Source organism: Rhodopirellula europaea 6C, assembly GCF_000338295.1.
GTDB lineage: Bacteria > Planctomycetota > Planctomycetia > Pirellulales > Pirellulaceae > Rhodopirellula > Rhodopirellula europaea.
In genome coordinates this window covers 19,760-44,417 of record NZ_ANMO01000202.1, presented here as the reverse complement: position 1 = coordinate 44,417, position 24,658 = coordinate 19,760, and the positions used below count along the sequence as shown (strand labels likewise).

Below are 24,658 nucleotides of genomic sequence, written 5' to 3'. Positions count from 1 at the left end.
TTTACTCTCTGGAGGAGTTCAGGCCACTCTGCATCAGTAGAACCGCACGCAGCCGCATCTGATAAACAAGCGTCTCGACCGGAAGCATGTCCGCGCGAGGTTTCGCAAGATCATCGCCGCTAACGATTCGCGGGGCGCGATTTGCTTTCGAAACCTGACTCGCCTTCTCCAATCTTCGTGCGGTCGCCAACAATTGTTCAGCCAAACGGAAGGTCTCGGTTGGCCCGGACGATCGTTTGGAGGCAGATTTGCCCGATTCTAGACCGTTTGAATTCTCGCCAGCGACGTCGCCGAGAGGATCGATTTCAGAATCCAAGACGGATCCATCCAGCACGCTGCCACGTCTCTTGATGACGCTCAGCACGTCGTCCAACATGCCATCACCGGTTGAATTGAGCGGATCACCATCAAGTGCTTGCTGAATCTTTTCTGCCGCTTTGTCGGGAGGTGCACCGCTGGGCGTCTTCACCGTCGGCAACTCAGCTTCTTTCCAATCGTCCGTTGGCGGCTGAGCGATTGCCGCCGTGGCAATCGACATCAACATCACGGCGGGAGTCATCCGGCCACCAAACCACCGACTTTTCTTCGCAGAGTGATCCATGGGTCCATCCGTTGGGAGTGTCATCGGGTTCCATCTTGTTCGGGACGCGGTGCTTTACGGCCTGGCATTTGAGCCGGCGGCACAGCAACGATTCGTCCACCGCCGGGCGTACTCGCCGAAACCAATCGAGACGTTGCGGCGGCTCTTCGGCGAAGAGGAGCTAAAGCTCGATCCGCGTGCATTGTGACGTCTGACAACAACGCGTCCACTCGGTTTCGCAAAACACCGGATGCGGCGAGAGCGGGAATCGCGACCAGCAATCCACCGACCGTCGTGACCAACGCTTGATAGATACCCTCCGCGAGATCCCCGGCACCGGCGGCTCCGCGTGTGGCCGCGACCTGACGAAAAGCGAAAATCATTCCGGTCACGGTTCCGAGCAACCCGACCATCGGTGCCAAATTCGCGATCATCGCCAAGTAATCGATCCGCCGAAGCATTCGAGAGGATTGGTCAACCAATGCATCTTCGACCGACTTTTCAACTTCCGGCCATCCGTACTCACGATGATTCAATCCAACCGCGATGATCCCCGCCAATACGCTGGGCTTCTGACGCAGCAACGTCTCAGCTTCCGTGACACGAGAAGACTGCAACGCAGCCGCCACATCTTCACTCAGTTTCTCAGGAACCACATCCTGACGGCGCAAGGCCAAAGATTGGTCCACCACCAAGTAGACGGCCGCGACACTAAACGACAACAGAACAAACAGGATCATCAAACCGGGGATCCCACCGCTGGTCACGATCGACCAGATCGACTCCGGCTTTCCGGCTGGTACTTCTGTCTGCGAAAGCATTTGCGTCCATAGCATGTTGCTCGCCAGGTCTTGCAGCATGGTTGCAATCATCATTCTCCATCCACCGCTCGACCAACCGACAACAAGAACTCCGCATCGGCGAGCAACGGATCGCTCCATGCCAAACGCAGCACACCATCTCGCTGCAATCGCTGAATCAATTGCTCGTGTTCTTCTCGCAACCGATTCTCAATGCGATCAACTCGCCCCTTCGCTTGCACCCACGATAGCACCAACATCGAAAAGATGGCCACCGGCAAAACGGACAAGAGCAAGCTGGTCAACATCATCGACACGTCCGGCCGAGGAAACTTGCCCAGATCACCCGCCACTCCTTCCGCTTGCAACACATCTCGCATCGTCGAATAACTGGCGTCGAAGTAGCCCCGGTACAGTGCCACCAGCGGCCCGGTCATCAACAGCCAAAACAGCAGCGTTCCAGCAAGCCCCGCAACATTGGCGAACCAAGTCGTCGCGGAACCTTGGCTGATCGCGGTATCGAATGACTTCTGCGATGACTCTTGCAACGTCTCGATACCCGCCAACGACGCGACAGGTGCATCGGGCGAAGACTCGATCTCCGTTTCGATCGTTCCGTGACGAAGCTTGTTCAACTCGGCTCGAAAACGCCTTGCCATCGGCCCCAACCGATCCGCCACCGAGGCCGCAGTTCGTTGTCGCAATCCGGTTCGCAAGTCCATGTCAGCGGCTCGTTGATCACTCACATTTCGAGCCCCCGCGTAGACAGCGCCAATCAGCGAAGGCAGTGATCCCGACAATGACAACAACACACGATCCCATGCACCGTGAGTCAAATTCAACAAGGACAGCAGTGTTCGATAAGGAAACCAAATCGCGGCAGTGTCGGCCATCAGCGAAAGGCGAAGCCGGCTGCGAATCGCGGCTCGCAGCGGTGTTGTTCCGCCGAGCAACGTTCCCGCCACCTCAGATGGCAAACGCGTTGCTTCCGCATTCAATCGATCGACGGCATTGGTCAATTCCGGCAACTGAGTCTGCAAGACTGAGGCTACCGCTGCTGAGAATCGTGCGTCCAACGCTGACAGCCGAGTGCTCCGCCGCTGGTCACCTCCGCCCGATTCACAAATGGCTTCTTCAATTCGACGTCCCAAAGTTTCAGCCAGTCGAATACCGATCTCGTCTTCACCACGCTCGTCAATTTCAAAATCGCTGACGATCACCGCGGGAGCGATCTGGCTTTGTGGTGCCGTCGATCGCAAACGTGCGACCAAAGCCTCCACGTCGGCATCCAACGAATCATCATTGACGTCGGCCATGTTCACGACGGGAATGACGACAGTGCCTTCGGAGGCGGCCGCCAATCCTGATACACGCTGACTGCGCAATTGATCGCGACGAATGACCATCACCAATACCGATGCGGTCGACAACGCTCGCTCGGCGACTCCCGCGATCGCGCGTCGATCATCGGTTGCCCCCGGAGCGTCGACCAGCAAATAAGGTGACCCGATCGATCGCATTTTGCCCGCGTCGCATGCCAGAAAACGTTCGTGACGAGCATCCAAATCAGCGGGAGGCTTTGGTCCGATCCAAGTCAGTTTTTCAGTCGCCTCGTCAAGCGAGTTGCCGCTTCGAATGGCGTCCACCGGACCGCCTCGAATCATTTGGCGAACCAACCAAGACTTGCCTTGCCCGGTTGCTCCCACGACTGCAACGACAACCGAATTGGATGCTCGATCGGTCAAGATCATTTCGCGAGCTTCCGCATGATCGCGGCATAGCTCGCCAATCTCTCGCCCGGTTTGGCTGTTGCCCAGCACCCGGTCCGCCGCACGATGAACACGTTGCAAGAAACGATCGCCCGAGTCATCCATCACAATTGCGTTCATCGCGTGACTCCTGATTCAGCGGGCGAGCCAGTGGAGCGTTTGTTCGCTGCGTTTGGCCGAGGCAACAATCGCTTCAGCTCAGCAATGAACTCATCCCGAAGCCGATACAGCGACACCATTCTTTCAGGAGGTTCACCACTTGCAATTCGCGACGGCGGTAAGGTGACGTCAGCGTTGCCAACCCGCACGTCCATCGGCGGATCTGGTCGAGCCACACCGAACTCATCACACAACACGGCGAGGAAGTCGGCAAGTTGCTGACGTGCGGCTTGTTGGCTGACGTCTTGTGTGCCCCGATTGGCAGCCCACATCGTCGACATGATTGTCAGACCGCCGGCCGCCAGCATCTCTGGAATCGATGCGGCCAGGATCGCATTGGCACCTAGATCAACCGGGATCATCAGCACCGCACCAAAGGTCGCAAACAGAGCCGCAAGTGGAGTCAGTCCCGTCGCGATTTTTCGGTGCATGGGAACTTCCGACCACATCTGCCGAACCGCGGTATCCAAACGTCGCGGGTCCAACGTCGTGAAATCGTCTTGTTCAAACCGCAAGACCGCTCGCTCGACCGGTTCACGAAACGCAGAGACACCGTCATCCGACGCTGAACCGCCGTCCGAAGCCGCGGCAAGATGTGACAAAACCGTCGTTCCACCATGACGTTCAATCTCGTTGATCAAACCGGTTGGCTCGATCAGCCCACCATATTCGCCGCTTCGGAATCGTCCTTTGATGTCATCAGCAGCGCGACGAGACACAGCCGTCGGCGTCAGATTGCGAATGAAATCCCCCGCTCCCCCGACGACACGCCGAAGCGTCGCATTCAGGCGTACTCCCCAGCGAGCATACCAAGGTGCGGTGGCCGCGAACGATTCGCTGAGCTGGCGAATGATTCGTTCGCTTTGATGCAAACGCAGCTCGATCACTTCACCGCCAATCTTACGATGAGCGAAGTATTCCAACGCCGAGTCCAACAACACCTGTTGGCACTGACGCGTTTTTTCAAACGACTGATCTGAATCCCGCCGAATCGACTCCAAGCCTTGGTTCCAAACCGCATCTTCTAAGTTAATGCGAAGCGCTTGATGCAGTTGCGAAAACAGAACGCCGCGATCGAGCTTGGACGGCAACGCCTGCAACAATCGATCCTCATCGATCGCTGCGGGTGGATTGCTATCGGGATCTTCACTGACGGAAAAGAACACCGGCAAGGGATCAGGATCGTCTTCTCCTTGCAGATCAGATTCTGACGCGGAGATCGCATCGCGTTGCGGGTGCTGATCGCCAAACACTGGGATGAAAGGACGACTCGAAGGAACGTCAAAATCGTAAGCGGCGTAGAGCGTTCCGACACCGTACTTCTGAACCAACGGTGCAAACGTTTCGTGAACTTGGTCCGGTGTTTGTCGCGGACGCACCTTGTTGACCGCCAACATTCGCGGCACACCGGGCATCAAGTCGGATGCGATGCGAAGCAAATCCGCCAGCGTCGTGTCGCGCGATGATTCAGCGCCGGTCACGATCAAGAACGCGGAACACAACGTCGCCGCGCGCCCCAACAATTCGCGACGTTGTTCAGGAGATCCCAGTCCGAACTCTTCGTCCGAAACGATGTCAGGACAATCCAGCAAACCGACACCAACTTCGTCGAGCCCGGGATCGGTGCCCAACAAAGGCACGGACAGCAACGACGCATCACCGTCCCGATTGTTGTATTGTTCGGCCGCGATCTCCGGATCAAGCGACAGTTCCTCGGGAGCGTTGCCCAGCGAGTCACCAATCCGTGTGATCAGCAGACTCCAAAGCTCGACATCGGATCGCCAACTCTGTGGCAACCACAAAACAAAACGATGGGTCCCGTGCCGATTGCTCGTTCCCCGCAGCGTTCGGCGTTGGCCAGCTTCCGATAGAAACGAACTGACCAGACTCGTCTTGCCGCTGTTAAGCATTCCTGAAACAGCGATCGTGGGTCGATCAATCAGTTTGGATGCGGTGTGAAGCCGTCGCCCCGCCGCCAAGGTGGCCTGAGATTGTGCGGCTTCAATCCGCCGCAACGCCGTCAGAAAGCTCTCGCGTCCTTCACTCGGCGCAATACGCGAAACCGCTGCCCGTCGATCATCGTCTTCCAACAAAGACAGCAACGCCGGCCAATCCACCGACGAGTCTTTTGTGGAACGTCGCAATGGAAACATGAACGATTCGACGCCAACGACTTAGCAATGAAACTGAACTTGGCGAACCGAACCCGCCGTGACCTCTATCATCATGATTCAATTCGACAACGACAACCAGTCGGAGGAGATCACGGGGCAACCCAACCCCACCGATTGGTACGTATTGTGACGAATTAGGATCGCCCGGTGAACTTGATTCTGACCGCAGCTCGATGGCGGAAGCGGCCGCTCAAACCGTGTCGTAACCCTGGGGGTGCGTTTGATGCCAGTTCCAAGCCGTCTTCACGATGTCTTGGATGTCCGTGTATCGAGGCTTCCACCCCAGGACTTCTCCCGCCAACGTCGCATCAGCAATCAACTCAGCAGGATCGCCAGGGCGTCGCTGGCCCATGACTTCAGGGATGGGATGTCCAGTCACAGTCCGGCACGCGTCGACAATCTCGCGGACGCTGGTTCCTCTACCGGTGCCAAGATTGACTTCGATGCCTTCTCCCGGTTTCAGTCGATCGAGGGCTCGCAAGTGAGCGTCTCCTAAATCGTCGACGTGAATGTAATCACGAATGCAAGTTCCGTCCGGCGTCGGGTAATCGTCGCCGAAGATCGAGATCGATTCACGCTGCCCCAACGCGACCTGCAACACGATTGGGATCAGATGCGACTCAGGATCGTGATGCTCGCCAATCGTTCCATCGGGACGAGCACCGGCTGCATTGAAGTATCGCAGTGCCGCGTAAGCGAAACCGTATGCATGAGCGTAATCCGCCAACGCCTTCTCGATGACCAACTTAGAGAATCCGTAGGGATTGATCGGATTCTGTGGAGTGGTCTCGGGAATTGGCACGGTATCCGGTTGGCCGTACGTCGCGGTGGTGCTGCTGAAAACAATCTTCTTGACGTCCGCCGCACGCATCGCTTCCAGCAACGACAAAGTCGCGACAACATTGTTTTGGTAGTAGATCGCGGGGTCTCGAACGGACTCACCGACTTCCGCAAAGGCGGCGAAGTGCATCACCGCATCGATCGAGTGCTCTTTCAACAAAGATGTCAGTTTCGCCTGATCGTTCAGGTCGCCCTCGACCAGCAAACCCTCCGGAACCGATTTAGCATGCCCGCGAGACAGATTGTCGAACACGACCACTTCGTGACCGGCATCAAGCAACAAGGCGACCGCGTGTGATCCGATGTATCCGGCACCACCGACGACGAAAACTTTCATGGAAGAATCTTGAGAAGGAGATGGTTCGAGAAGAATTGACATTGGCGGCGACGAGCGTCCAAGACGATAACTCATTGGAATCGATCCAATGAAGAGCACATACGTTGTGCGTCCTTGAACGCCGTCGAGCACACCAGAGTGGCTAAACGACTCACAAAACTGCAGCAATTGAAGTCCGGACAGACAGAATCCGTGGCTCCTTCGGCCGGTCAAGCGGTTTGTGATGAATTTTTGGTTTATCTGAAACGCGAATGTCATCTCGCCGACAACACCGTTGCCGCCTACGGACGCGACATGAAGCGCTTCGTCACCTGGATGGACGGACGCCGCCCCGCGGACCTGACAATCACTGAATTGTCTGATTTCGTCGCATCACTTCACGGCGAAGGCCTGGCCCCGGCGTCCATCTCGCGAGCAATTGTCGCGATCCGGACGTTCTTCAAATACCTGCAGCTCGAAGGCATCACGGTCGACAATCCGGCCGAACTATTGGCAACCCAGAAGGCTTGGCAACGAATGCCGGGCGTCCTATCGCCCAACGAGGTCGAGGCCTTTCTTTCCGCAGTCAAAAAGTCCGATTCGTTCTGGCAACGAGATCGTGCCCTGCTGGAAGTGCTCTACGCCACCGGCTGCCGAGCTTCGGAAGTTTGCACCCTCCGCGTTCGCGACCTGACACTCGATGAGAAGACGCTTCGCTGCCACGGCAAAGGCGACAAGCAGCGGATGGTCCCGATCGGTGGCCGAGCGATCCAGGCGATTCAGCTCTACCTCGCAGAAAGCCGCCACATTTTGGCCGATCGAAATCCGGGGCAGATCGACGAACTGTTTCTATCGCGAGGCGGTAAAGCACTCGACCGAATTCAGTTGTGGCGTCTCGTAAAACGCTATGCCAAGAGAGCAGGGATCTCTGACGAGATCAGCCCACACAGTTTGCGGCACAGTTTCGCAACTCACTTGCTGGCCGGCGGAGCTGACCTTCGGCAGGTCCAAGAGATGCTTGGACACGCCAGCATTCAGACGACCCAGATCTACACACACGTCGAACACTCTCGTCTGCAACGCGTGCACCGGGACTTTCACCCGCGAGCGTGAGCGTCCCTGAGTTCGCTACCAACGCAACAAAGCGGTGCCCCAGGCCAAGCCCGCACCAAAGCCGCATAGCAACAACAGGTCGCCTTCTGTCAAGCGGCCGGCACGTGCGGCTTCGTCCAATGCGAGCGGAATGCTGGCTCCGGATGTGTTGCCGTACTTGTCGAGATTGACGAACACTTTTTCAGGCGGCACGTTCAGATCGGAAACCGCTGAATCAATGATCCGCTGGTTCGCTTGGTGCAAAACAACCAAGCTCAGTTGATCCGATGAAACGTTGGCCGCTCGCAAAACGTCCTTGGCACTCTCGTCGAAGACTCGTACAGCCCACTTAAAGACACCACGACCATCCATCTGCAGATAGCGACTGACAGAGTTTTCGCCATCGGTGGTGATCGGCGATCGGGATCCACCGGCGGGTATGCACAGCATTTCGCCACCGCATCCTTCGCTGCCCAACTGATAAGCCAACAGTCCATCGGACTGAACCGTGGACTCAGCCGCTGCCCCATTGCAATCTGATGACTGGCATTCGTCTTTGATCGATGGAACCAACAGAGCAGCACCGGCGGCATCACCAAACAACGGGTAGGTTTTCTTGTCCTCAGGATCAACCGTGCGACTCATCAAGTCAGCACCAATGACCAACACGTTGCGAGCGTTTCCGTTGGATACGAATTGGGCACCAGTCACCAACGCGTACATGAACCCGGCACATGCGGCGCCAATGTCCATCGCGGGTGCAACCGCACCGAGACGGCGCTGCAAGTGACAAGCGGTCGATGGTGTTGGGTGATCTGGTGTGATCGTGGCAACCAGAATCAGATCAATTTCGTCGACCGAAACATTCGCGTTCTCAAGACAACGAAGGGCGGCCTCATAGCAAAGATCGCTGGTCGCTTGACCAGGCTCCGCGTGTCGACGTTGCAGGATACCGGTTCGGCGAACGATCCAATCGCTGTCGCACCCCAGCGCGGCCAAGTCTTCATTCGTGACGATGCGTTCGGGAACATACGATCCCGTGCCTGCAATGCGAACCCCTTTCAAATTTCCCATCCGGCCGCGGGTCGTCGCGTCGCCGGGCATCACTGTCGAAGCAGCTTCGGTTGGAACAGCAGTCGATTCAGCGGTGGATTCTTCGTTCACAGATTTCGCGGCCAAGTCATTGGCGGTGACGTTCGAGGATGTTTCGATCATGTTGCCGCCGAGAAAAGGTCATGGATGAAAAGCGGGTGAAGTATAGCGGGATTGCCTCTCGCTGGCATCCCGATTCGACGATCGCCTACCGGAACGGTGCCTCATGGCGCAATCGTTCCGCCCACAAACGAAAACTGCCCCGCAACGCAAAACGCGATGCAGGGCAGCCAATTCGAACTTCGAAGGAAGCTGATCAACTGATCAGATCATTTCCTTCAGGCCCTTCAGTGGGCGGATGGTCAGCTTCTTGCTGGCGGGCTTAGGAGCCAACCAGATTTCTTCGCCGTTGGCAGGGTTGCGGCCTTTGCGCTTTGGCTTGGCGGGAACGTCCTTCAACACGATCTTGCAAAGACCTGGGATTGCGAATTGTCCGGGGCCACCCTTTTGCAGCGACTTTTCGATCTCAGCGGCCAACGAGTCGAGGACTGCAGCAACGTCTTTCTTGGTCAGTTCGGTCTCTTCTGCAATGTTGGCGATGATTTGAGTCTTCGTCGGTGGTTTGGGCGGTACTTTGGCCATGAGCGGCACCTGCAAAAATGGGAGAACTAAATAGTGAGTAGGAGTTAGAACGTCGGGATTCCCCTCCGATGCGGCACAAGTGTTATGTCCCGCGTGGTCGCTCCGCAACCCTTCCAAAGGCCGAAAACCCCGTGTTTTTCAGCCTTTTCTTGATTTCGAGGGTCGAAATCGGGTCAGTTCGACCCAGAAACGCCTGTCAAGACCTCATCAACAGCTTCCCCGAGCAATCGAGGCTGGCCCGTTACACCGCTCGCAACCACGTCTTCGGCGTCCGAAATTCGGGTCAAATTGCCAGTGACTTCTGGCATCGCTGCGTCTATTTGTCTGGCGTCATTCGACCCGGACACGACCTTTTCAAAGTCCCCTGAAAGGACCTCGATTGGCTCACCGGTTGGCTCGACGCTGCTCTGAATTCGAGAGGTTCCCAGCTCGCTGACCGGAACCGTGGCATCAGCCATCGTCACGGCAGAAGCAAGTGGTTCACCAGCAGCTTGGGTCGAGGATGATTCCGTGCTGGCAGTCGAGCTCGAGGCTGGTGTTTCCAGCTCGATCCCGGTCTCATCGAAGTTGAGAATCAACAAGCGGAAGTCGCCAACTTGTCCGCGTACTTCCAGTGCACTTCCGTCGTCCAGACTAGCGGTACCACTGACCTGAGCCGTTGTGGTTGCGCCGTCAGCCGTGGTTGATTCCGTGGCGTTAACGGTGATGCTGGTGCCGGCAGCATTGAGCGACAATTCCACGTCACTCAAACGCGAGTCCGCAGCGTCGCTGGACTGCATGTAGAAAGCATTGCTGCCTGGCAAAACCGCAGCGACCACTCGGCGAGCCGGTGCGGAACCGAACCAATCATTCACGCGGATGTACTGAGGCAACAATCGGCCGAAGCTCAACGAAAGGTTTTCGTCCGATTCATCGGGATCGCTTTCGATGTCAATTTCGCGAGCTTCCTCGCCACCTTCAAAGAAAGGAACCGCTGGGATAGTCAGTTTGTAAGAACCGGGCAACATGTCCGGAACACTGATCGTGCCGCCTGAAACCACAACGGAAGAATCCGACAACGGAATCGAAACCGATTCGCCACGTGCGTTGGTACCAGTCAAGATCGCCGCGTCGTAGAAGCTGCTCGACAAAGCACCGATCGAATCAAATTCGAAGTTGAAGGCTCGAGCGAGATAGTCCGCAATGTTCACCGTGATGGTAGCGGTTGAGCTCGACAATCCGCCCGCGTCTTGCACTTGGTAAGTGAATGTGTCGGTGCCGGTGAAAGTGCTGCTCGGCGGCGTGTACAGGATGCTCGAACCGTCTGAGCTAACCGTCACGGTCCCGCCCGCCGACGGCGTGCTGAGATTAACAAACTGCAACACTTCGCCAGCGTCGACGTTCGCAGGAAGATCGTCACGCGTCATCACCGCTTCGTTGCTCGTACCGCGAACGGTGTCGACCGTCACGTTCTCGCTAAGAGGAGCATCGTTCACCGCAGTGACGGTGAAGGTCACCGTCGCCGTCGACAACCCACCTCCGGTATCCCGGATGGTGTAGGTCACCGTTTCGGTGCCGTTGAAGTTGGCAGCCGGCTTGTAAGAGATTCCCGTTCCGCTGTTAACGATCGAGACCTGGCCTCCGTTGGACGCAGATCCAACGCCGGTGATCGTGAACGATTCGTTGTCCGCGTCCGTCGTGTCATTCGCGAGAACGTCATAGGTTACCGCGTCGGAGTCTTCCAAGATCGTTCCTGATGCGGGGAACGCATCATTCACCGCGGTTGGTGCATTGTCATCGCTTTGGATGTTGACGGTCACTTGCACCGTATCAGTGCTGGTTCCATCGCTGACGGTGTATTGAAATGTATCTGCCCCGATGAAGTCGGCTGGTGGCGTGTAGTTGATCGACAAACCGTTGGACGCGATGCTCAACGTGCCTCCGTTGCTGGCCGTACCAACGGCCGTGACCGTCAGCGTTTCACCAGGATCGGCAGTGGACGCTTCATTGGCCAAGACATCCAACGTGTTCTGGCCCGAACCCGAAATCACCGTGAATGTGTCATCGACACCAACCGGTGGATTGTTCGTGGTGACATCGCCAACAGTCAACGTGGTGCTGCCATAGTTAACCGAACCGGGGGGCAAACGATCGTTGTTGAAGAACAACAATGTCTCGTTTGCACTGACGTCAGCTGGGTTGGTGGTGAAGGTCAACGAACCGTCGGAGATCGCACGCATGCGAACCGTTGCCATCACCGAATCTTGCAAATTGGTTGGCGAGAAACGGCTGCTCGCCGCACCAATCTCATTGAACAGACCGCTGGTCAAAGTTCCGCGGGGCAGGAAGTCGAAATCGTTGTCGTACTCGATTGACGTTCCGGGGACAAAGTCAGCGATCGAAGAATCAAATTCGATGTCGGCGTACGCGGAGTAAATCCCGCCACGCTCGCTCAGGTCCCGAGCGTCGACACCAATCAACTGCAAGAAGAACTCCTGGCCGACGTCGACCGAGTCGATCACGTTGCCGTCCAAGTCCGTCAGACGCACTTCCAGACGGGCCAAGGCTTCTTCAGCAACCGTCACGGAGAACGATTCCGTGTAAGTGTTGCCAGCCAAATCGCTGATCTCGACCGTGAAGTCGTTCGCCCCCAATTGAGCCGCGGTGGGTGTCCAATTGATGATCCCGGTCGATGAGCCAATCGTGGCTCCGGCGGGGAAAACTGTCAGGCTGTAAGTTGCACCACTGCCTTCTTCGCTACTAGACAAATTGGCTTGGTAAGCAGCACCAACGTTGCCCGTGGTGGAGTTGGCAGGCAATGTGAATGAAGGATCGGTTCGATCCAATGTCACGGACAAAGCCGTCGATGTGCCACTGGTGACACCGCCAACGATTTGCCGAGCCGCCAAGCTGTAGGTGCCATCACCAATCGCCGCCAGGTTGCTGGTTGTGATCGCGATCGATCCGCCCGTTGCCGTTCCAACACCGACAACCGTGTTGTCCGCTGTGTTGATGATTTGAACCGTTGCTCCCGTCGTGACACCGGAAACATCAAACGTCAACGACGCTGCATTGGTCAGATTGTCGCCGCTGCTATTGCCCGTGTCAGACGAGGAACGCAGATCCAACGACGATGGTGCGGCAGGAGCTTGAGTATTGCTATCAGTGAACGTAAAGACCAGGCTTTGCAAGTCCGAATTCGACCCTGCATTGGATGCAGCAGCGACTCCAACGGTCAGCGAAACGGTTTGCGTCCCCGAAACATTCGCGGCCGGCGTCACTTGCAACAAACCGGTCGATGCATTGACCGTGGCGGTACCGCCCGTCACGCCACCGCTGACGAAGTACTGAACCGCGTCGCCTTCCAGGTCAAAGCTTTCCAGTTGCAGCTCAACCGGGGTCGTTTTGGGTGACGAGGCTGGGACGTTGATGTCTTCCAGGTAGGGCTGAGCATTGCGTCGATCGGACGGAGGATCCGTGATGGTCACTGGAACCACCTGGTCGAACGAATTGCCGTCCGAGTCCGTGATCGTCACCGTCACGGTCGTGCTACCCGTGCCGCCCAATCCTTTCAGCATGATCACCGAGTTCTCGGTGTCGTCAAAGATCGTCGCGTTGTTGATCACGATGTCTGTGGTCGGCTTGTTCGACGTGCTGTTGTTGACCTGCATGTTGCTGATCGCTTCACGCACGTCTTCTCCTTCCACCAACTGACCAAAAACAGAGTGGTTGAAGTCGAGGAAGTCCGTTTCGACTTCTGTGATGAAGAACTGCGAATCGTTCGTGTCATCGGACGACTTCGCGAATGACAGGACGCCCGTTCGGTTGTGCTGCAGATCGGGATGGAACTCGTCGTCGAAGTCACCCAGAGTTGATCCGCCAGTTCCGGTGCCGGTGGGGTCACCACCTTGAATCACGAAGCCATTGACGACTCTGTGAAAAATCAGACCGTCGTAAAAGCCGCTATTGGCCAAGTCGATAACTCGTTCGGTCGGACGCTCAGCGCGCTGCTCGAACAACTCGAACACCATGTCGCCAAAGCCGTCCATGTCCAAACGGAGCGAACGATTTCCGCTCAGAACAGTGGCTTCCACCAAGTTCGGATTGGCCACCGACACGGTCACGGTCAGCGGACCACCTTCCGCGTCGTAACCGTCGATTGGAATGTGCAGCGGCGAACCAAGTTCGACGGTTTGGGCATCGATCGTTTCAAACGAAGGATTTTCGTTGTCCGAAGTTGGGATCGCAACGCCGCTTCGCGTGCTCAGGGTTTGGAGCGATTGAACTCCAGTCAATCGAGTTCCATCAGGGAAGACCCAAGTTGGATACTCGCTGATATTCAACGACGAAAACTGAGGATCCTGCGTTCGATCAGGCAACGTGACCTCGACAAATGGAAGATCATCGCGTCCATCATCGAATAATTGTTTTTGCTGGGTACAAGCCGGGCACCAGTGGGCACCATAAAACGTCACGCCGGCCGCATCCAGATCTTTCGCGAACTGCACCAGGTCCTGCCCCGGCTCGCCTTCCGCAGCACGGTCAGACGTTCCACGATCGGTCGAAGAACTTTCCACCGCCGCCGAAGATTCGCCAGCTGAACCAAAGAAGCCTTCCGTCGCGAAAAGATCCACGTCGCCAGCCATCATCTGACGTTTTTCCAATGACTCCAACTGCAAGCGCCCTCGCTGGACTGGTTCACCAGACGGTGCAGCGGACGTTCCTTGGATCCAAGACATCAAACGTCGTCGAACCTGACCTTGGAACGAGCGTTTGGAAGCAGATGGACGGCGGGAAGAATTGTCGAAGTTCATCGGCGGAATTTTCTTCAGCTGAAGGAGTTCCAGTTTTGGTCGCTGCCCCTGAAAGCTCAGGGCCCAAAATCCGGGGGATATCGGTGGTTATTCGACGACGCGGAGTCGTTGTGACAAGCTTTTTCGGCACAGCCGCGCCGGTCAAGCTAATCGGTACGGTTTAACGCACCGTTTCAGGTTAAAGCCGGCACGCAGGAGGATCCAAACCCAACCAGCACTTCAACCAATTTCTCAGCCAAACCCGTGTGGAATGTTTCGATTTTGAGGCTTGCCGAGCGCACGCCTGCCGCAGCAATGACGACACGCTCTATTGAAAAGGGGGACTTTCACGTCCTCAATACGACGTTTTCCGTCGCAGATTGGTTCCAATTGATCTGGACGCTCAGGCAATTCTTGCCGATCAGGCAGGCTGGTCTACGGGAAATCCCTCGGATCACCCTCGCGATGCTTCCCCAGGGACGCCCAGTTCCTCCGAGGGGCCCAGCTGGCCGATGCGGGTCGACTCGACCACCGTTGGCAGTCATGATGAAACAGTGGCGAAGCCGTCCTGGCCGCGAACCATCCACGGAAGATCGACGTCGAAAGATTGGGGCCAGGCCAATCTCGCCCGTTTATTGCCAGAACCACATCCACCGAGGAGCCGCCGGGATGTCTGCCCAAGTCGACCAGTTTTCTGCTTATTTGGACCGTGGAGAGATCAAATACGAACAAGACAGCGAAAACAGCTTCTTCCGGATGATGTTCGACGGAAAACACGGTGACATTCGCGTTTTGATCGTGGTCGAAGACTCTCTCATCCAAGTCTTCTCTCACCCGGCCAACAAAATCCCCGAAAACAGCCGACGGGCGATCGCCGAAGCGGTTTGCCGCGCCAACTACGGGCTGAAGGTCGGAAGCTTCGAACTCGACATGGAAGACGGCGAACTGCGTTACCAAACCTCCATTCCTCTGGGCGATGACTTCCCAGACGACGATGTCCTGGACCACATCCTCTATGTCGGTGGAGCCATGGTCGATCGTTACGTACCCGCATTCCTGTCCATCATCTACGGCAACGAAGACGTAAAATTGGCAATCGAAGCGGCGGAAATGTAAACCCGCTTGCGACACACGCCGCCAACCTACGAAAACAGCCGACCGGGACTTTCCCGGCCGGCTGTTTTTATGTGATAGAGCCACAAATCGTTGTGGCTTTTTGCCTGCCTGTTTCAGCCGTGGGCACACTCATCGGATGGTGGCCCACGTTTTGGCAAACGTAGCTTTCTTTCGAGAGCCCACGTCGTCCGCAGCAGCGGCCTAGTAGCGGTAGTGGTCTGGCTTGTATGGGCCTTCGACTGGCACACCGATGTAATCGGCTTGCTCTTGAGTCAGCTTGGTCAGCTTCACGCCGATTGCTTCCAAGTGCAGACGAGCAACTTCTTCGTCCAATTCTTTTGGCAACAAGTAAACCTGAACGCCGTACTTGTCATTGTCACGGTTCTGGTACAGCTCCATTTGAGCGAGCACTTGGTTGGTGAACGAGCTGCTCATGACAAAGCTTGGGTGCCCGGTTGCACATCCGAGGTTCACCAAACGGCCCTTGGCCAAGATGATGATGCTTCGGCCGGTGTCACTGAAAGTGAAACGATCCACCGCACCGATGTCCGATGGTTTGATTTCACTGACGGTCGCTTTGCCATCAGCAACTTGTTGCTCGGCCCATGCGATGTCGATTTCGGTGTCGAAGTGCCCGATGTTGCAAAGAATTGCATCGTTGGGCATTTGCTTCATGTGCTCGCCCAAGATGATGTCTTTGTTGCCCGTCGTGGTGACGTACAAACGACCTTCTTTGCAAGCTTCTTCCATCGTGGTGACTTCGAAGCCTTCCATCGCAGCTTGAAGCGCGTTGATGGGATCGATCTCGGTAACCAAAACGCGGCAGCCATAGCTTTTCAGGCTGTGTGCACAGCCCTTTCCAACGTCGCCGTAACCGCAAACGACGGCTACTTTACCTGCCAACATGACGTCGGTCGCTCGCTTGACACCGTCCGCCAAAGATTCGCGGCAACCGTACAGGTTGTCGAACTTGCTCTTGGTGGCCGAGTCGTTGACGTTGATCGAAGGAACACGCAACTTGCCCGATTTGTTCAACACTTCTAAACGGTGAACGCCAGCGGTGGTTTCTTCGCTGATGCCGTAGATGTTGTCCAGCAATTCAGGGAATCGATCGTGAACCATGGCGGTCAAGTCACCACCATCGTCCAAGATCATGTTGAGTTTTTCGCCCGATGGGAAATCCAGCGTTTGCTCGATGCACCAATCGAATTCTTCCTCGGTCATGCCCTTCCAGGCGTAGACGGGAATCCCAGCCGCTGCGATGGCAGCCGCCGCGTGGTCTTGGGTGCTGAAGATATTGCAGCTGCTCCAAGTCACTTCGGCACCAAGCTCAACCAACGTTTCAATCAAAACGGCGGTTTGGATGGTCATGTGCAAGCAACCAGCGATTCGAGCCCCTTTCAAAGGCTTCTCCGCTCCGTACTTGCTGCGAAGTGCCATCAAACCTGGCATCTCGTTCTCAGCCAACTCGATTTCTTTGCGACCGTAATCGGCCAGCGAAATGTCTTTGACCTTGTAAGGCAATTTTGTCGTTTCTGCTTGGGACACTACTTCTGTCTCTCAAATGTCGTGGAAAAGCCAGCGCATTGAAAACAGCCCTCAAACGACGGGCGTCAGAGGGGTTGGGGACCGATCACAGGGACTCCTGCTGGTCCACAATCCGCCGCACGCAGCGTCGTCTTGGTGGGCTGATCGGGAAAACGCCCGATCGGCTGGCTTCGAAAGCGCGCAAAGTATAGACGAACCAGTTTTTTTGCCATCCCCATTTGAGAGTTCAGATTCAGATCTTTCGTTTCGCAAATGCGAGTCGATAGGCTATACTGACTCACCGAAGACACCTAAAACTCTAAGAAATAGCGTCACCGCCTGTTTTCCCACCTATCTCGCCCTCACGAGTCACGCATGAACGCGATGTGCGGTCCCACCCTCATGCTCACCAAACCGATGCCAGTTCACCTGCAAAACCTGAACAAAGCCCCGGCGGCGAAACGGATACTGCGATTTGCCGTCGCCGTAGCGAGCTGCTTCTGTTTCAGCACAACTGCTCAAGCGGAAGTCGACTACGCGACGGAGATCAAACCGCTGCTGGCAAAGCGATGCTATTCCTGCCACGGCCCCGATCAGGCTGAAAGCGGCTTGGGACTTCACAACGCTGAAACAGCCATCATCGAAGGCGACTCGGGCGAGCGGCTGATCGTGCCGGGCGACGCAGATGCCAGCCACTTGCTGGAACGCATTGTTGCCAATGATGACTACGAATTGATGCCACCGGAGGGCGAACCGCTCGACGAAGCAGAAGTGGAACTCATTCGACGTTGGATTGAAGAAGGTGCCACGTTCACCAAGCACTGGGCGTATGAGCCAGTGCAGGATGTGTCGCCGCCAGACATGTCCGATGCAATCCAAAAGCACATCGTCGCCCAAGCCAAATCAAATGACGAACAAGCGAAAATTGATCCCGTGGTTCAGGACTGGAAAAAGTCCGGCCATCCCGTCGATGCGTTTCTACTGGACTCGCTGCTCGCCGCGGGACTGACACCAAACGCACCCGCAGATCGCCGAACATTGATTCGCCGGGTGACACTCGACCTGACTGGATTGCCACCAACACCAGAAGAGGTTGCCGACTTCCTCAGCGACACCGCCCCCGACGCCTACGAGAATCTGATCGAACGCTTGCTGCAGTCACCTCACTACGGTGAACGCTGGGGACGTCACTGGTTGGACTTGGTCCGCTATGCCGAAACCAATTCGTTCGAACGCGATAACCCCAAACCCAATGCATGGAAGTATCGCGACTACGTCATTCGGTCATTCAATGAAGACAAACCGTACGATCAATTTGTTCGAGAGCAACTTGCGGGTGACTTGCTTGATGAAGTCACCACCGAATCGCTCACCGCAACCGGCTACTACCGACTCGGTATCTGGGACGATGAGCCCGCCGATCCGTTGCAAGCTCGTTACGACGAGCTGGACGATTTGGTCGCGGTAACAGGTCAGACGTTCCTCGGTCTGACGATCAACTGCGCTCGCTGTCACGATCACAAGATCGATCCAATTCCGCAGACAGACTACTACGGCATGCTGGCATTCTTCGCCGACGTCAGTCGTTACGGAACCCGAGGCGACCAAACATCGAACAACCAAATTGATGTCTCCGAACCTGGGCTGAACGAAGCCTACGCGAAACTCGATGCCGAACGACGCGAGCTCGAAGAAGAAGCGACAAAGATCGAGCAGGACGGCATCACCAAAATGTCGGCCCCCGATCAACGCGCAACCGAAGGCCCCAAGCGACAACGCGAACGCATCTTGAAAAAGAAACTGCGTCCGTTGCTCTCAAAGGAACAACGCAAACGATACGACGAAATCAAAGCGGCACTCAAACTCGTCGCAGAAAAGCACAACGATCTTCCTGATCGCGCCCAAGTCCTCGGACTCGGTAAGCTGCGTCCGATCGAAGAAACGTTTGTGTTGTTCCGCGGAAATCCTCATTCGCCGACCGATCCCGTCACACCTCGGTTCCCGGAGATCTTCAAAGAGACTCCACCTGAAATGACGCCAGACGAACGCCGCCGCGTCTTCGCCGACTGGGTGACTAGTTCCGACAACCGGTTGTCCTCACGAGTGATGGCGAACCGAGTTTGGCAGCACCACTTCGGGCGAGGCATTGTCCGATCGCCAAACAACTTCGGCGGACTTGGCGTTCCTCCGACCCATCCAGAATTGCTCGACTACCTTGCCAATCGTCTTGTGGACGGAGGCTGGAAATTGAAAGATCTGCATCGCTTGATCTGCACCAGCAAGGCGTACCAAATGTCTTCCGAGATCAACGAGTCATCCAGCTCGATCGATCCGGCGAACGATTTGTTCTGGAGATTCGATTCCCGCAGATTGAGTGCCGAAGAAGTTCGCGATTCAATCTTGGCCGTCAACGAATCACTTAATCGCGAAAGCTATGGACCGAGTTTTTATCCAAGTCTTTCGGCCGAAGTCCTGGCCGGCCAATCCAAACCGGGTCAAGGCTGGGGCAACTCCAGTGAAGCGGAACGCAACCGACGCAGCGTTTACATTCACGTCAAACGATCGTTGCTGACTCCACTGTTGTCCGCGTTCGACTTCCCAGAACCTGACACAACCTGCGAGGCTCGTTTTGCGACGCTTCAACCAGGTCAAGCCATGTCGCTTTTGAACAGCGACTTCATCCACGAAGAAGCCGACAAGCTGGCCAAATCAGTCCGCTCGCGGTTGCCTGCCGACGCGGACTCAACGGCATTCGTTTCGGCGGTGATCGAACAAGTCCTCATGCGTCCGGCACTCGACATCGAAATTGAAGAAGGTGTCGAACTGATCAATGAGCTGATTGCCAAGTACGAAGTTGGCCCGGAGCGAGCCAACGCGTTGTACGCACTGAGCGTAATGAACTGGAACGAATTCGTCTTCGTTTTCTAACGGTGACGATTTAAAAAGGCCGCTGCTGTATCAGCCACCAAGATCGCGTCCCCGGGATGCCGGATCAAAAGATGATCGGCCCCGGAGAGCGTGACCACGCTGCATCCGGGTTGCCCGTTTTCGCAGCTGATCAAACTCGAGATCCGCAAAGCGTGATCGTATCCAACGGTCTCGTCAGCGGGTGAATGAAACGCGATGACCTGAGCACGCACCTTCGGCAATTGGTCGGCGAGTTGATGGGTTCGGAAATCATCCAGCATCTCGCGGCGTATCGTCCAGCGACGACCGCCGATCTCAACTTCACCCAGTCCTTCTTCTTGGATCTTTGGATTCATTCGGTCCAGCAAATTGGCCAAATGAACCGTGTCACTGGGTGCCGCGATGGCAACGACGGCTTTCAACGTTTCCGGTCGAGCCGATTCATCCGAAGCAACCGCCAGCGACGCGGCGCCACCAAAACTGTGTCCAATGAGCCCCGTCACCGCACCCAACTCGGTTCCGGCAAACTGAATCGCAGCCCTCAAATCAGCTTGGTTCGATGTGAAATGCGTGCGAGAAAAATCGCCGTCACTTCCGCCCAATCCAGTCATGTCAAATCGCAGAACGCTGACGCCCAGTTCCGCCAAACGTCGCGAAATTCGTGCGATGGCCTTTAGATCTTTGCTGCAGGTGAAGCAATGACTGAACACGGCCACGGGAGCATCCGCAAGCAATTCGCTCGTCGATCGCTCTCGAGGTCGATCGACAATTCCTGCCAACTCAAAACCGTTGCCGCCACTGAAACGCACTCGATAAGAATGACGTTCAAAAGGTCCCTCAACCGGTTCACCGGCCAAAGATCGAATGTCCGAACTCACGCCGAGCCTTCCGCCGCCGCACCGTTGACCACGTTTCCGATACGGCCGGCTTTGAATGCTTCGGCGAGTGCACGCGGAACATCGGCTTCCGCCAGTACCAAACGCGAACGGTTTTCGGACACGCGAGCGTTCATTTGTTGCTCAGCAGCAATGGCCTCTGCTCGGCGGCGTTCTGCCTGGGCACGAGCGACTCGAGTATCCGCTTCCGCTTGATCGTTCTGCAAACGAGCACCGATGTTTTCTCCAACATCAATGTCAGCAATATCAATCGAAACAATTTCGAACGCGGTTTGAGCGTCGAGCCCACGCGAGAGAACCACGCGGGTGATCATGTCTGGGTTTTCCAGAACCTTGAAATGCGTCTCAGCGGATCCGATCGAGCTAATGATCGCTTCACCCACTCGAGCGATCACAGTGTCTTCGGTTGCCCCACCAATCAATTGCTCGATGTTCGTTCGAACCGTGACGCGAGTGCGAACCCGCAGTTCGACACCGTTCTTGGTGATCGCGCTCAGTGTCGTTTTTCCACTGCGTTTCGGATCGGGGCAATCGATCACCTTTGGATACACACTGGTTTGAACCGCGTCCAACACATCGCGACCAGCCAAATCGATCGCCGCCGCCTGATCGAACTCCAAAGGAATCTGAGCTCGATGAGCAGCGATGATCGCATGAATAACATTCATCACATTGCCACCGGCCAGATAGTGAGCCTCCAACCGATGCGTGCTGATTCCATCGCGGCGCCCGATGTTCAATCCGGCTTGCGCGACCATCACCTTCGCTTGCACGATCACGTTTGGATTGACCTTGGTGAAGTGCATGCGAATCAAATTCAGCAATTGCACATCGGCGTCCGACATGAATGCCTGAAACCAAAGCTTCCCGTAGCGAAGGAAAAAAAATCCCAATACCGCGGCGAAGAACAGTGCCAAAAAAACGCCGACGAGCAGCAGCAACGAACTGGAATTCAATCCGCCCGGCGGGTTCTGGGCAAGCAACCGCCAATCGTGAGTCAGATCAATCATCGCCATGTTGTTTTCACTTGGTGAGTCAATTCAAAAACCTGACGTTCCATCAAAAGTTTGATGACGGCAGGCGTTCTAATGATAGCAGTTTGCCTATGGGCAAGCGAAGCCGCGGCAAAACACGATTTCGCCCGGTCTCACGAGCTTTCCGAGGTGCGACCAGCACCCATTCCCGGCAGCAACGCGGTAGCGATCAGAAACGCCGAATAGCCTCCTGAAACGAGTCCGCGAACGTCCTTCGCATCGCGAATCCCGCCACCGGTGATCCAACTCATGTCGCCAAACCGCGAAACGATGTCAGAAAACACGTCGCCATTTCCTGGGCCGGATTCGCTGCCAACCGAGGCGACATCCAACAGAATTCCTTCCCGAATATTTCTTTCGCGAGCGGCCACGGCCCAATCGGCGGCAGTTTTGGGACCGAGAAACAGCCCGGCTCGAAAATCCAAACTGAGAGTCAGATTGGAAGCGTCAACAAACTCCAACATTCGGTTCATCACGTCGATCGAGTCCGCGGTTTCTGTGGCGATGATCCAACGCAAACTCGCACCATTCGCGATCGAGCGGTTCATTTGCTTCAACCAATCCTGGTCGACTTGCGAAACCGAACCGGCCCATCCGCAGTCGATCCAAAGGATTTCATCGCGACGAACTTCTCTCGCCAAGGTGAGCAACGCGTCTCGCTGGCGGTCTGTTCCCATCAAGCCATTCAGATCCGCGACATAAAAACGTCGAATTCCAATCGATCGATACCAATGCAGCAACGAACATTCGTTGTCGGACAGTTCACCGATTGGCTGATACTGCGAACGTTTTCCCGCGATGCCGTGCACCGCGATGCCATCCATGAGATCGATGACGCCGATCAAGCGATCGAGGACCAACTTCCATTGCCGGTGCAGTTGCTGAGAAAGAAAAGCTCGCGTCGTGCTCAAGCGGAAGTTGCGTCGGCTTCTGGCAGAGTGAACAGCGACTCCACTTTGACGATCGCGTAGTCATCAGGAAAAGTGTGGATCGCCTGAATCAGCATGGAACGTCGGCGTGTTTCGATGTTGACGTAACTGATTGCTCCGAGTGCCATCCGACCGCTTGAATCAAAACGGTGCAGCAAACCTTCGGTCGGCCCGGTTCCCAATTGCTGGCCAACCATCCAGAACATTTTGGGATCGACCGTTTCGAGCTGGAAGTGGGACCGGTAAGACAATCCGGATCGGCAAGTCGCTTCTTCCGTTCGGCTTCCCTTCAGCGATTGCCGAATCAAACAACGACGCGATGGCAAGGGCTGGTGAGCGCTGGTGGCAACCTCACAAAGCGTGGTCGCCGCGGACTCAGCGTTGGATGCTGAATTGAACGTGACCACGTGACCGCAGTTGGTCACCTCGATCTTGGCATCGTAGCCATCTCGTTCGATCCTTCGCGTTTGATGCACAACGAGAAGTTCCGGGTGCAGCGATCGACTGAACAAGTGAAACGCAAGTTCAGCAACTTTTGGGCGAACCGAAAGCACGATGAAGAGTCCAAAGAAGAGTTCGTATCTATCTCGTCGCGAAGATGCCTTCGCGTCGCGGTCAGTCACCCATTATACGCTGTCCGGCTGAACCTTCTAAAGAGCGTTTACGTCTTGACTCGGCAAGAATATCCTTTCCTTTTGAATGTCACGAATTCATCTTGACATTGCCGTTCCGCCTGATTTGTCGCTCCGACAGAATCCGCCTTGCCACCACTTCCGCAACCCAATCGGTTGCCACTCGGATTTGCCGCCATGATTTTGGTCATCGATAACTACGACTCATTCACCTACAACCTAGTTCAGCGAATGGGTGAAATTGATCCGTCGGCGGAAATCCGAGTCCATCGCAATGACGATCTGTCTCCGGACGAAATTGAATCCCTATCCCCTGAACGGTTACTCATCTCTCCGGGACCGTGCACTCCCACCGAAGCCGGGGTCAGCGTCGAATGCGTGCGACGCTTTGCGGGCAAGTTTCCGATTTTGGGAGTTTGCCTCGGGCATCAATCAATTGGCGAAGCCTTTGGTGCGACAATCATTCGGGCTCCCGAGTTGATGCATGGCAAAACGGACGGCATTCATCACGACGATGGGGGCTTGTTTGCGGGGCTGACGAATCCGTTCACCGCGACGCGATATCATTCGCTTGTGATTGATCCCGATACCGTTCCCGATGACTTGGTCGTCGGAGCGTGGACGGACACGGGAGGAAATCGTCAAATCATGGGAGTCCGACACCGCCAACATAAATTGGAAGGTTGGCAGTTTCATCCAGAAAGTTTTTTGACCGAGCCAGGCATCGAACTGATCAAACGTTTTCTGGCTTGGTGAACTGACGTCCGGCTGAAGGAAAACGCAATTTCAGCCGTATGAAAATTTGGGCGAATCCCGTCAACCGGTTGGCTCTCGTCGGTATTTAGATTTTCTGGAACAGGAACGCCTGCAATCCAATCAGCGTCTTTGCGTCGCGAATTTGACACGTCTGCACGAGCTTCAAGAGCTCTTCTCGGTGCATCAATTTGGTCTCAATCCGCTCGGTCGTCTCAAGCTGTTGCTCCCCCGCGGTGAGGTCTTTGGCAACGACCAAATGCATCAGCTCGTTGCCCAACCCGGGTGCCGAATAGAACTCGCAGGCGACGCTCAAATCACCAGCTTGATAGCCGGTTTCTTCCGTCAATTCGCGGGCCGCTGTCACCAGCACCTCTTCACCGGGATCGCGTGTTCCCGCAGGCAATTCCAGCAAAGTTTCGCCCACCGCCGGACGTTCATTCTCGATCATCACCACGGTGTCTTCGTCGACCAAAGGCAGCAACACCACGGCGCCGGGATGCTGGATGAATTCGCGTCGATGTGACTGACCATCACGCCCCGGTAAGTCCAAAGCAATGACGTCAAAACGACTACCTCGCAGCAGAATTTCAGGTTTTGACATGGCGACAGCCTCCAAGGCGGAATT

18 protein-coding genes are annotated in these 24,658 nt (G+C 55.9%); 4 read left to right on the top strand and 14 right to left on the bottom strand.

The window, feature by feature from the left end; translation table 11 throughout:
• Nucleotide 1: 1 nt before the first annotated feature.
• The 5 genes from RE6C_RS20485 to galE form a co-directional block, all read right to left on the bottom strand.
• On the bottom strand, nt 2-601 hold the full coding sequence (locus RE6C_RS20485) for a hypothetical protein (protein WP_008659647.1): 600 nt from the start codon (nt 599-601) through the stop codon (nt 2-4).
• A 20-nt stretch (nt 602-621) separates the two neighbouring features.
• Nucleotides 622-1,452 (bottom strand): MotA/TolQ/ExbB proton channel family protein, encoded by an 831-nt coding sequence (locus tag RE6C_RS20480; protein WP_039962790.1) that lies wholly within the window; start codon nt 1,450-1,452, stop codon nt 622-624.
• Nucleotides 1,452-3,269, bottom strand: a complete 1,818-nt coding sequence (locus tag RE6C_RS20475) for a hypothetical protein (protein WP_008659643.1) — start codon at nt 3,267-3,269, stop codon at nt 1,452-1,454. The genes RE6C_RS20480 and RE6C_RS20475 overlap by 1 nt, the downstream gene beginning before the upstream one ends.
• Entirely contained in the window at nt 3,266-5,461 is a 2,196-nt protein-coding gene (locus tag RE6C_RS20470) for a P-loop NTPase family protein (RefSeq protein ID WP_008659642.1), read from the bottom strand. The genes RE6C_RS20475 and RE6C_RS20470 overlap by 4 nt, the downstream gene beginning before the upstream one ends.
• A gap of 211 nt (nt 5,462-5,672) precedes the next feature.
• The gene (galE, locus tag RE6C_RS20465) at nt 5,673-6,659 is read right to left on the bottom strand and encodes a UDP-glucose 4-epimerase GalE (protein WP_236618380.1); all 987 of its coding nucleotides are present in this window, start codon (nt 6,657-6,659) and stop codon (nt 5,673-5,675) included.
• Between the two features lie 138 nt (nt 6,660-6,797).
• Here galE and xerD point away from each other — a divergent pair, with 138 nt between their 5' ends.
• The gene (xerD, locus tag RE6C_RS20460) at nt 6,798-7,751 is read left to right on the top strand and encodes a site-specific tyrosine recombinase XerD (RefSeq protein WP_008659640.1); all 954 of its coding nucleotides are present in this window, start codon (nt 6,798-6,800) and stop codon (nt 7,749-7,751) included.
• A 15-nt stretch (nt 7,752-7,766) separates the two neighbouring features.
• On the opposite strand, the gene RE6C_RS20455 is transcribed toward xerD, so the two are convergent.
• The 3 genes from RE6C_RS20455 to RE6C_RS20445 all read right to left on the bottom strand — a co-directional run bounded on the left by RE6C_RS20455 (nt 7,767) and on the right by RE6C_RS20445 (nt 14,257).
• Complete coding sequence (locus RE6C_RS20455; RefSeq protein ID WP_008659639.1) at nt 7,767-8,945, bottom strand: beta-ketoacyl-ACP synthase III; 1,179 nt, start codon at nt 8,943-8,945, stop codon at nt 7,767-7,769.
• 201 nt (nt 8,946-9,146) lie between these two features.
• A complete protein-coding gene (locus RE6C_RS20450; RefSeq protein ID WP_007329747.1) occupies nt 9,147-9,464 on the bottom strand; it encodes an HU family DNA-binding protein in 318 nt (105 codons plus the stop codon).
• 173 nt (nt 9,465-9,637) lie between these two features.
• Entirely contained in the window at nt 9,638-14,257 is a 4,620-nt protein-coding gene (locus tag RE6C_RS20445; RefSeq protein ID WP_008659638.1) for an Ig-like domain-containing protein, read from the bottom strand.
• Nucleotides 14,258-14,905: 648 nt separating this feature from the next.
• Between RE6C_RS20445 and RE6C_RS20440 the strand changes: the two genes are divergently transcribed.
• Entirely contained in the window at nt 14,906-15,352 is a 447-nt protein-coding gene (locus RE6C_RS20440; protein ID WP_231846458.1) for a YbjN domain-containing protein, read from the top strand.
• A gap of 201 nt (nt 15,353-15,553) precedes the next feature.
• On the opposite strand, the gene ahcY is transcribed toward RE6C_RS20440, so the two are convergent.
• On the bottom strand, nt 15,554-16,900 hold the full coding sequence (gene ahcY, locus RE6C_RS20435; RefSeq protein ID WP_008659636.1) for an adenosylhomocysteinase: 1,347 nt from the start codon (nt 16,898-16,900) through the stop codon (nt 15,554-15,556).
• 354 nt (nt 16,901-17,254) lie between these two features.
• On the opposite strand from ahcY, the gene RE6C_RS20425 reads away from it, so the two are divergent.
• On the top strand, nt 17,255-19,807 hold the full coding sequence (locus RE6C_RS20425; protein ID WP_039962772.1) for a PSD1 and planctomycete cytochrome C domain-containing protein: 2,553 nt from the start codon (nt 17,255-17,257) through the stop codon (nt 19,805-19,807).
• Here RE6C_RS20425 and RE6C_RS20420 read toward each other — a convergent pair.
• The 4 genes from RE6C_RS20420 to RE6C_RS20405 form a co-directional block, all read right to left on the bottom strand.
• Nucleotides 19,804-20,664 carry an alpha/beta hydrolase family protein gene (locus RE6C_RS20420; protein WP_008659634.1) on the bottom strand — a complete coding sequence of 287 codons (861 nt, stop codon included), beginning with the start codon at nt 20,662-20,664 and terminating at the stop codon, nt 19,804-19,806. The genes RE6C_RS20425 and RE6C_RS20420 overlap by 4 nt on opposite strands.
• Nucleotides 20,661-21,698, bottom strand: coding sequence for a flotillin-like protein FloA (gene floA, locus RE6C_RS20415; protein ID WP_008659633.1), 1,038 nt, complete (start codon nt 21,696-21,698; stop codon nt 20,661-20,663). The genes RE6C_RS20420 and floA overlap by 4 nt, the downstream gene beginning before the upstream one ends.
• A gap of 131 nt (nt 21,699-21,829) precedes the next feature.
• Entirely contained in the window at nt 21,830-22,627 is a 798-nt protein-coding gene (locus tag RE6C_RS20410) for a HisA/HisF-related TIM barrel protein (protein WP_008659632.1), read from the bottom strand.
• Nucleotides 22,624-23,268, bottom strand: a complete 645-nt coding sequence (locus RE6C_RS20405; protein ID WP_008659631.1) for a DUF2617 family protein — start codon at nt 23,266-23,268, stop codon at nt 22,624-22,626. Before RE6C_RS20405 ends, RE6C_RS20410 begins: the two co-directional genes overlap by 4 nt.
• 186 nt (nt 23,269-23,454) lie before the next feature.
• Here RE6C_RS20405 and RE6C_RS20400 point away from each other — a divergent pair, with 186 nt between their 5' ends.
• Nucleotides 23,455-24,033, top strand: coding sequence for an anthranilate synthase component II (locus tag RE6C_RS20400; RefSeq protein ID WP_008659630.1), 579 nt, complete (start codon nt 23,455-23,457; stop codon nt 24,031-24,033).
• 85 nt (nt 24,034-24,118) lie between these two features.
• Here the strand turns inward: RE6C_RS20400 and RE6C_RS20395 are convergent, their stop codons facing one another.
• Nucleotides 24,119-24,634 (bottom strand): NUDIX hydrolase, encoded by a 516-nt coding sequence (locus tag RE6C_RS20395; protein WP_008659627.1) that lies wholly within the window; start codon nt 24,632-24,634, stop codon nt 24,119-24,121.
• Nucleotides 24,635-24,658: the final 24 nt, after the last annotated feature.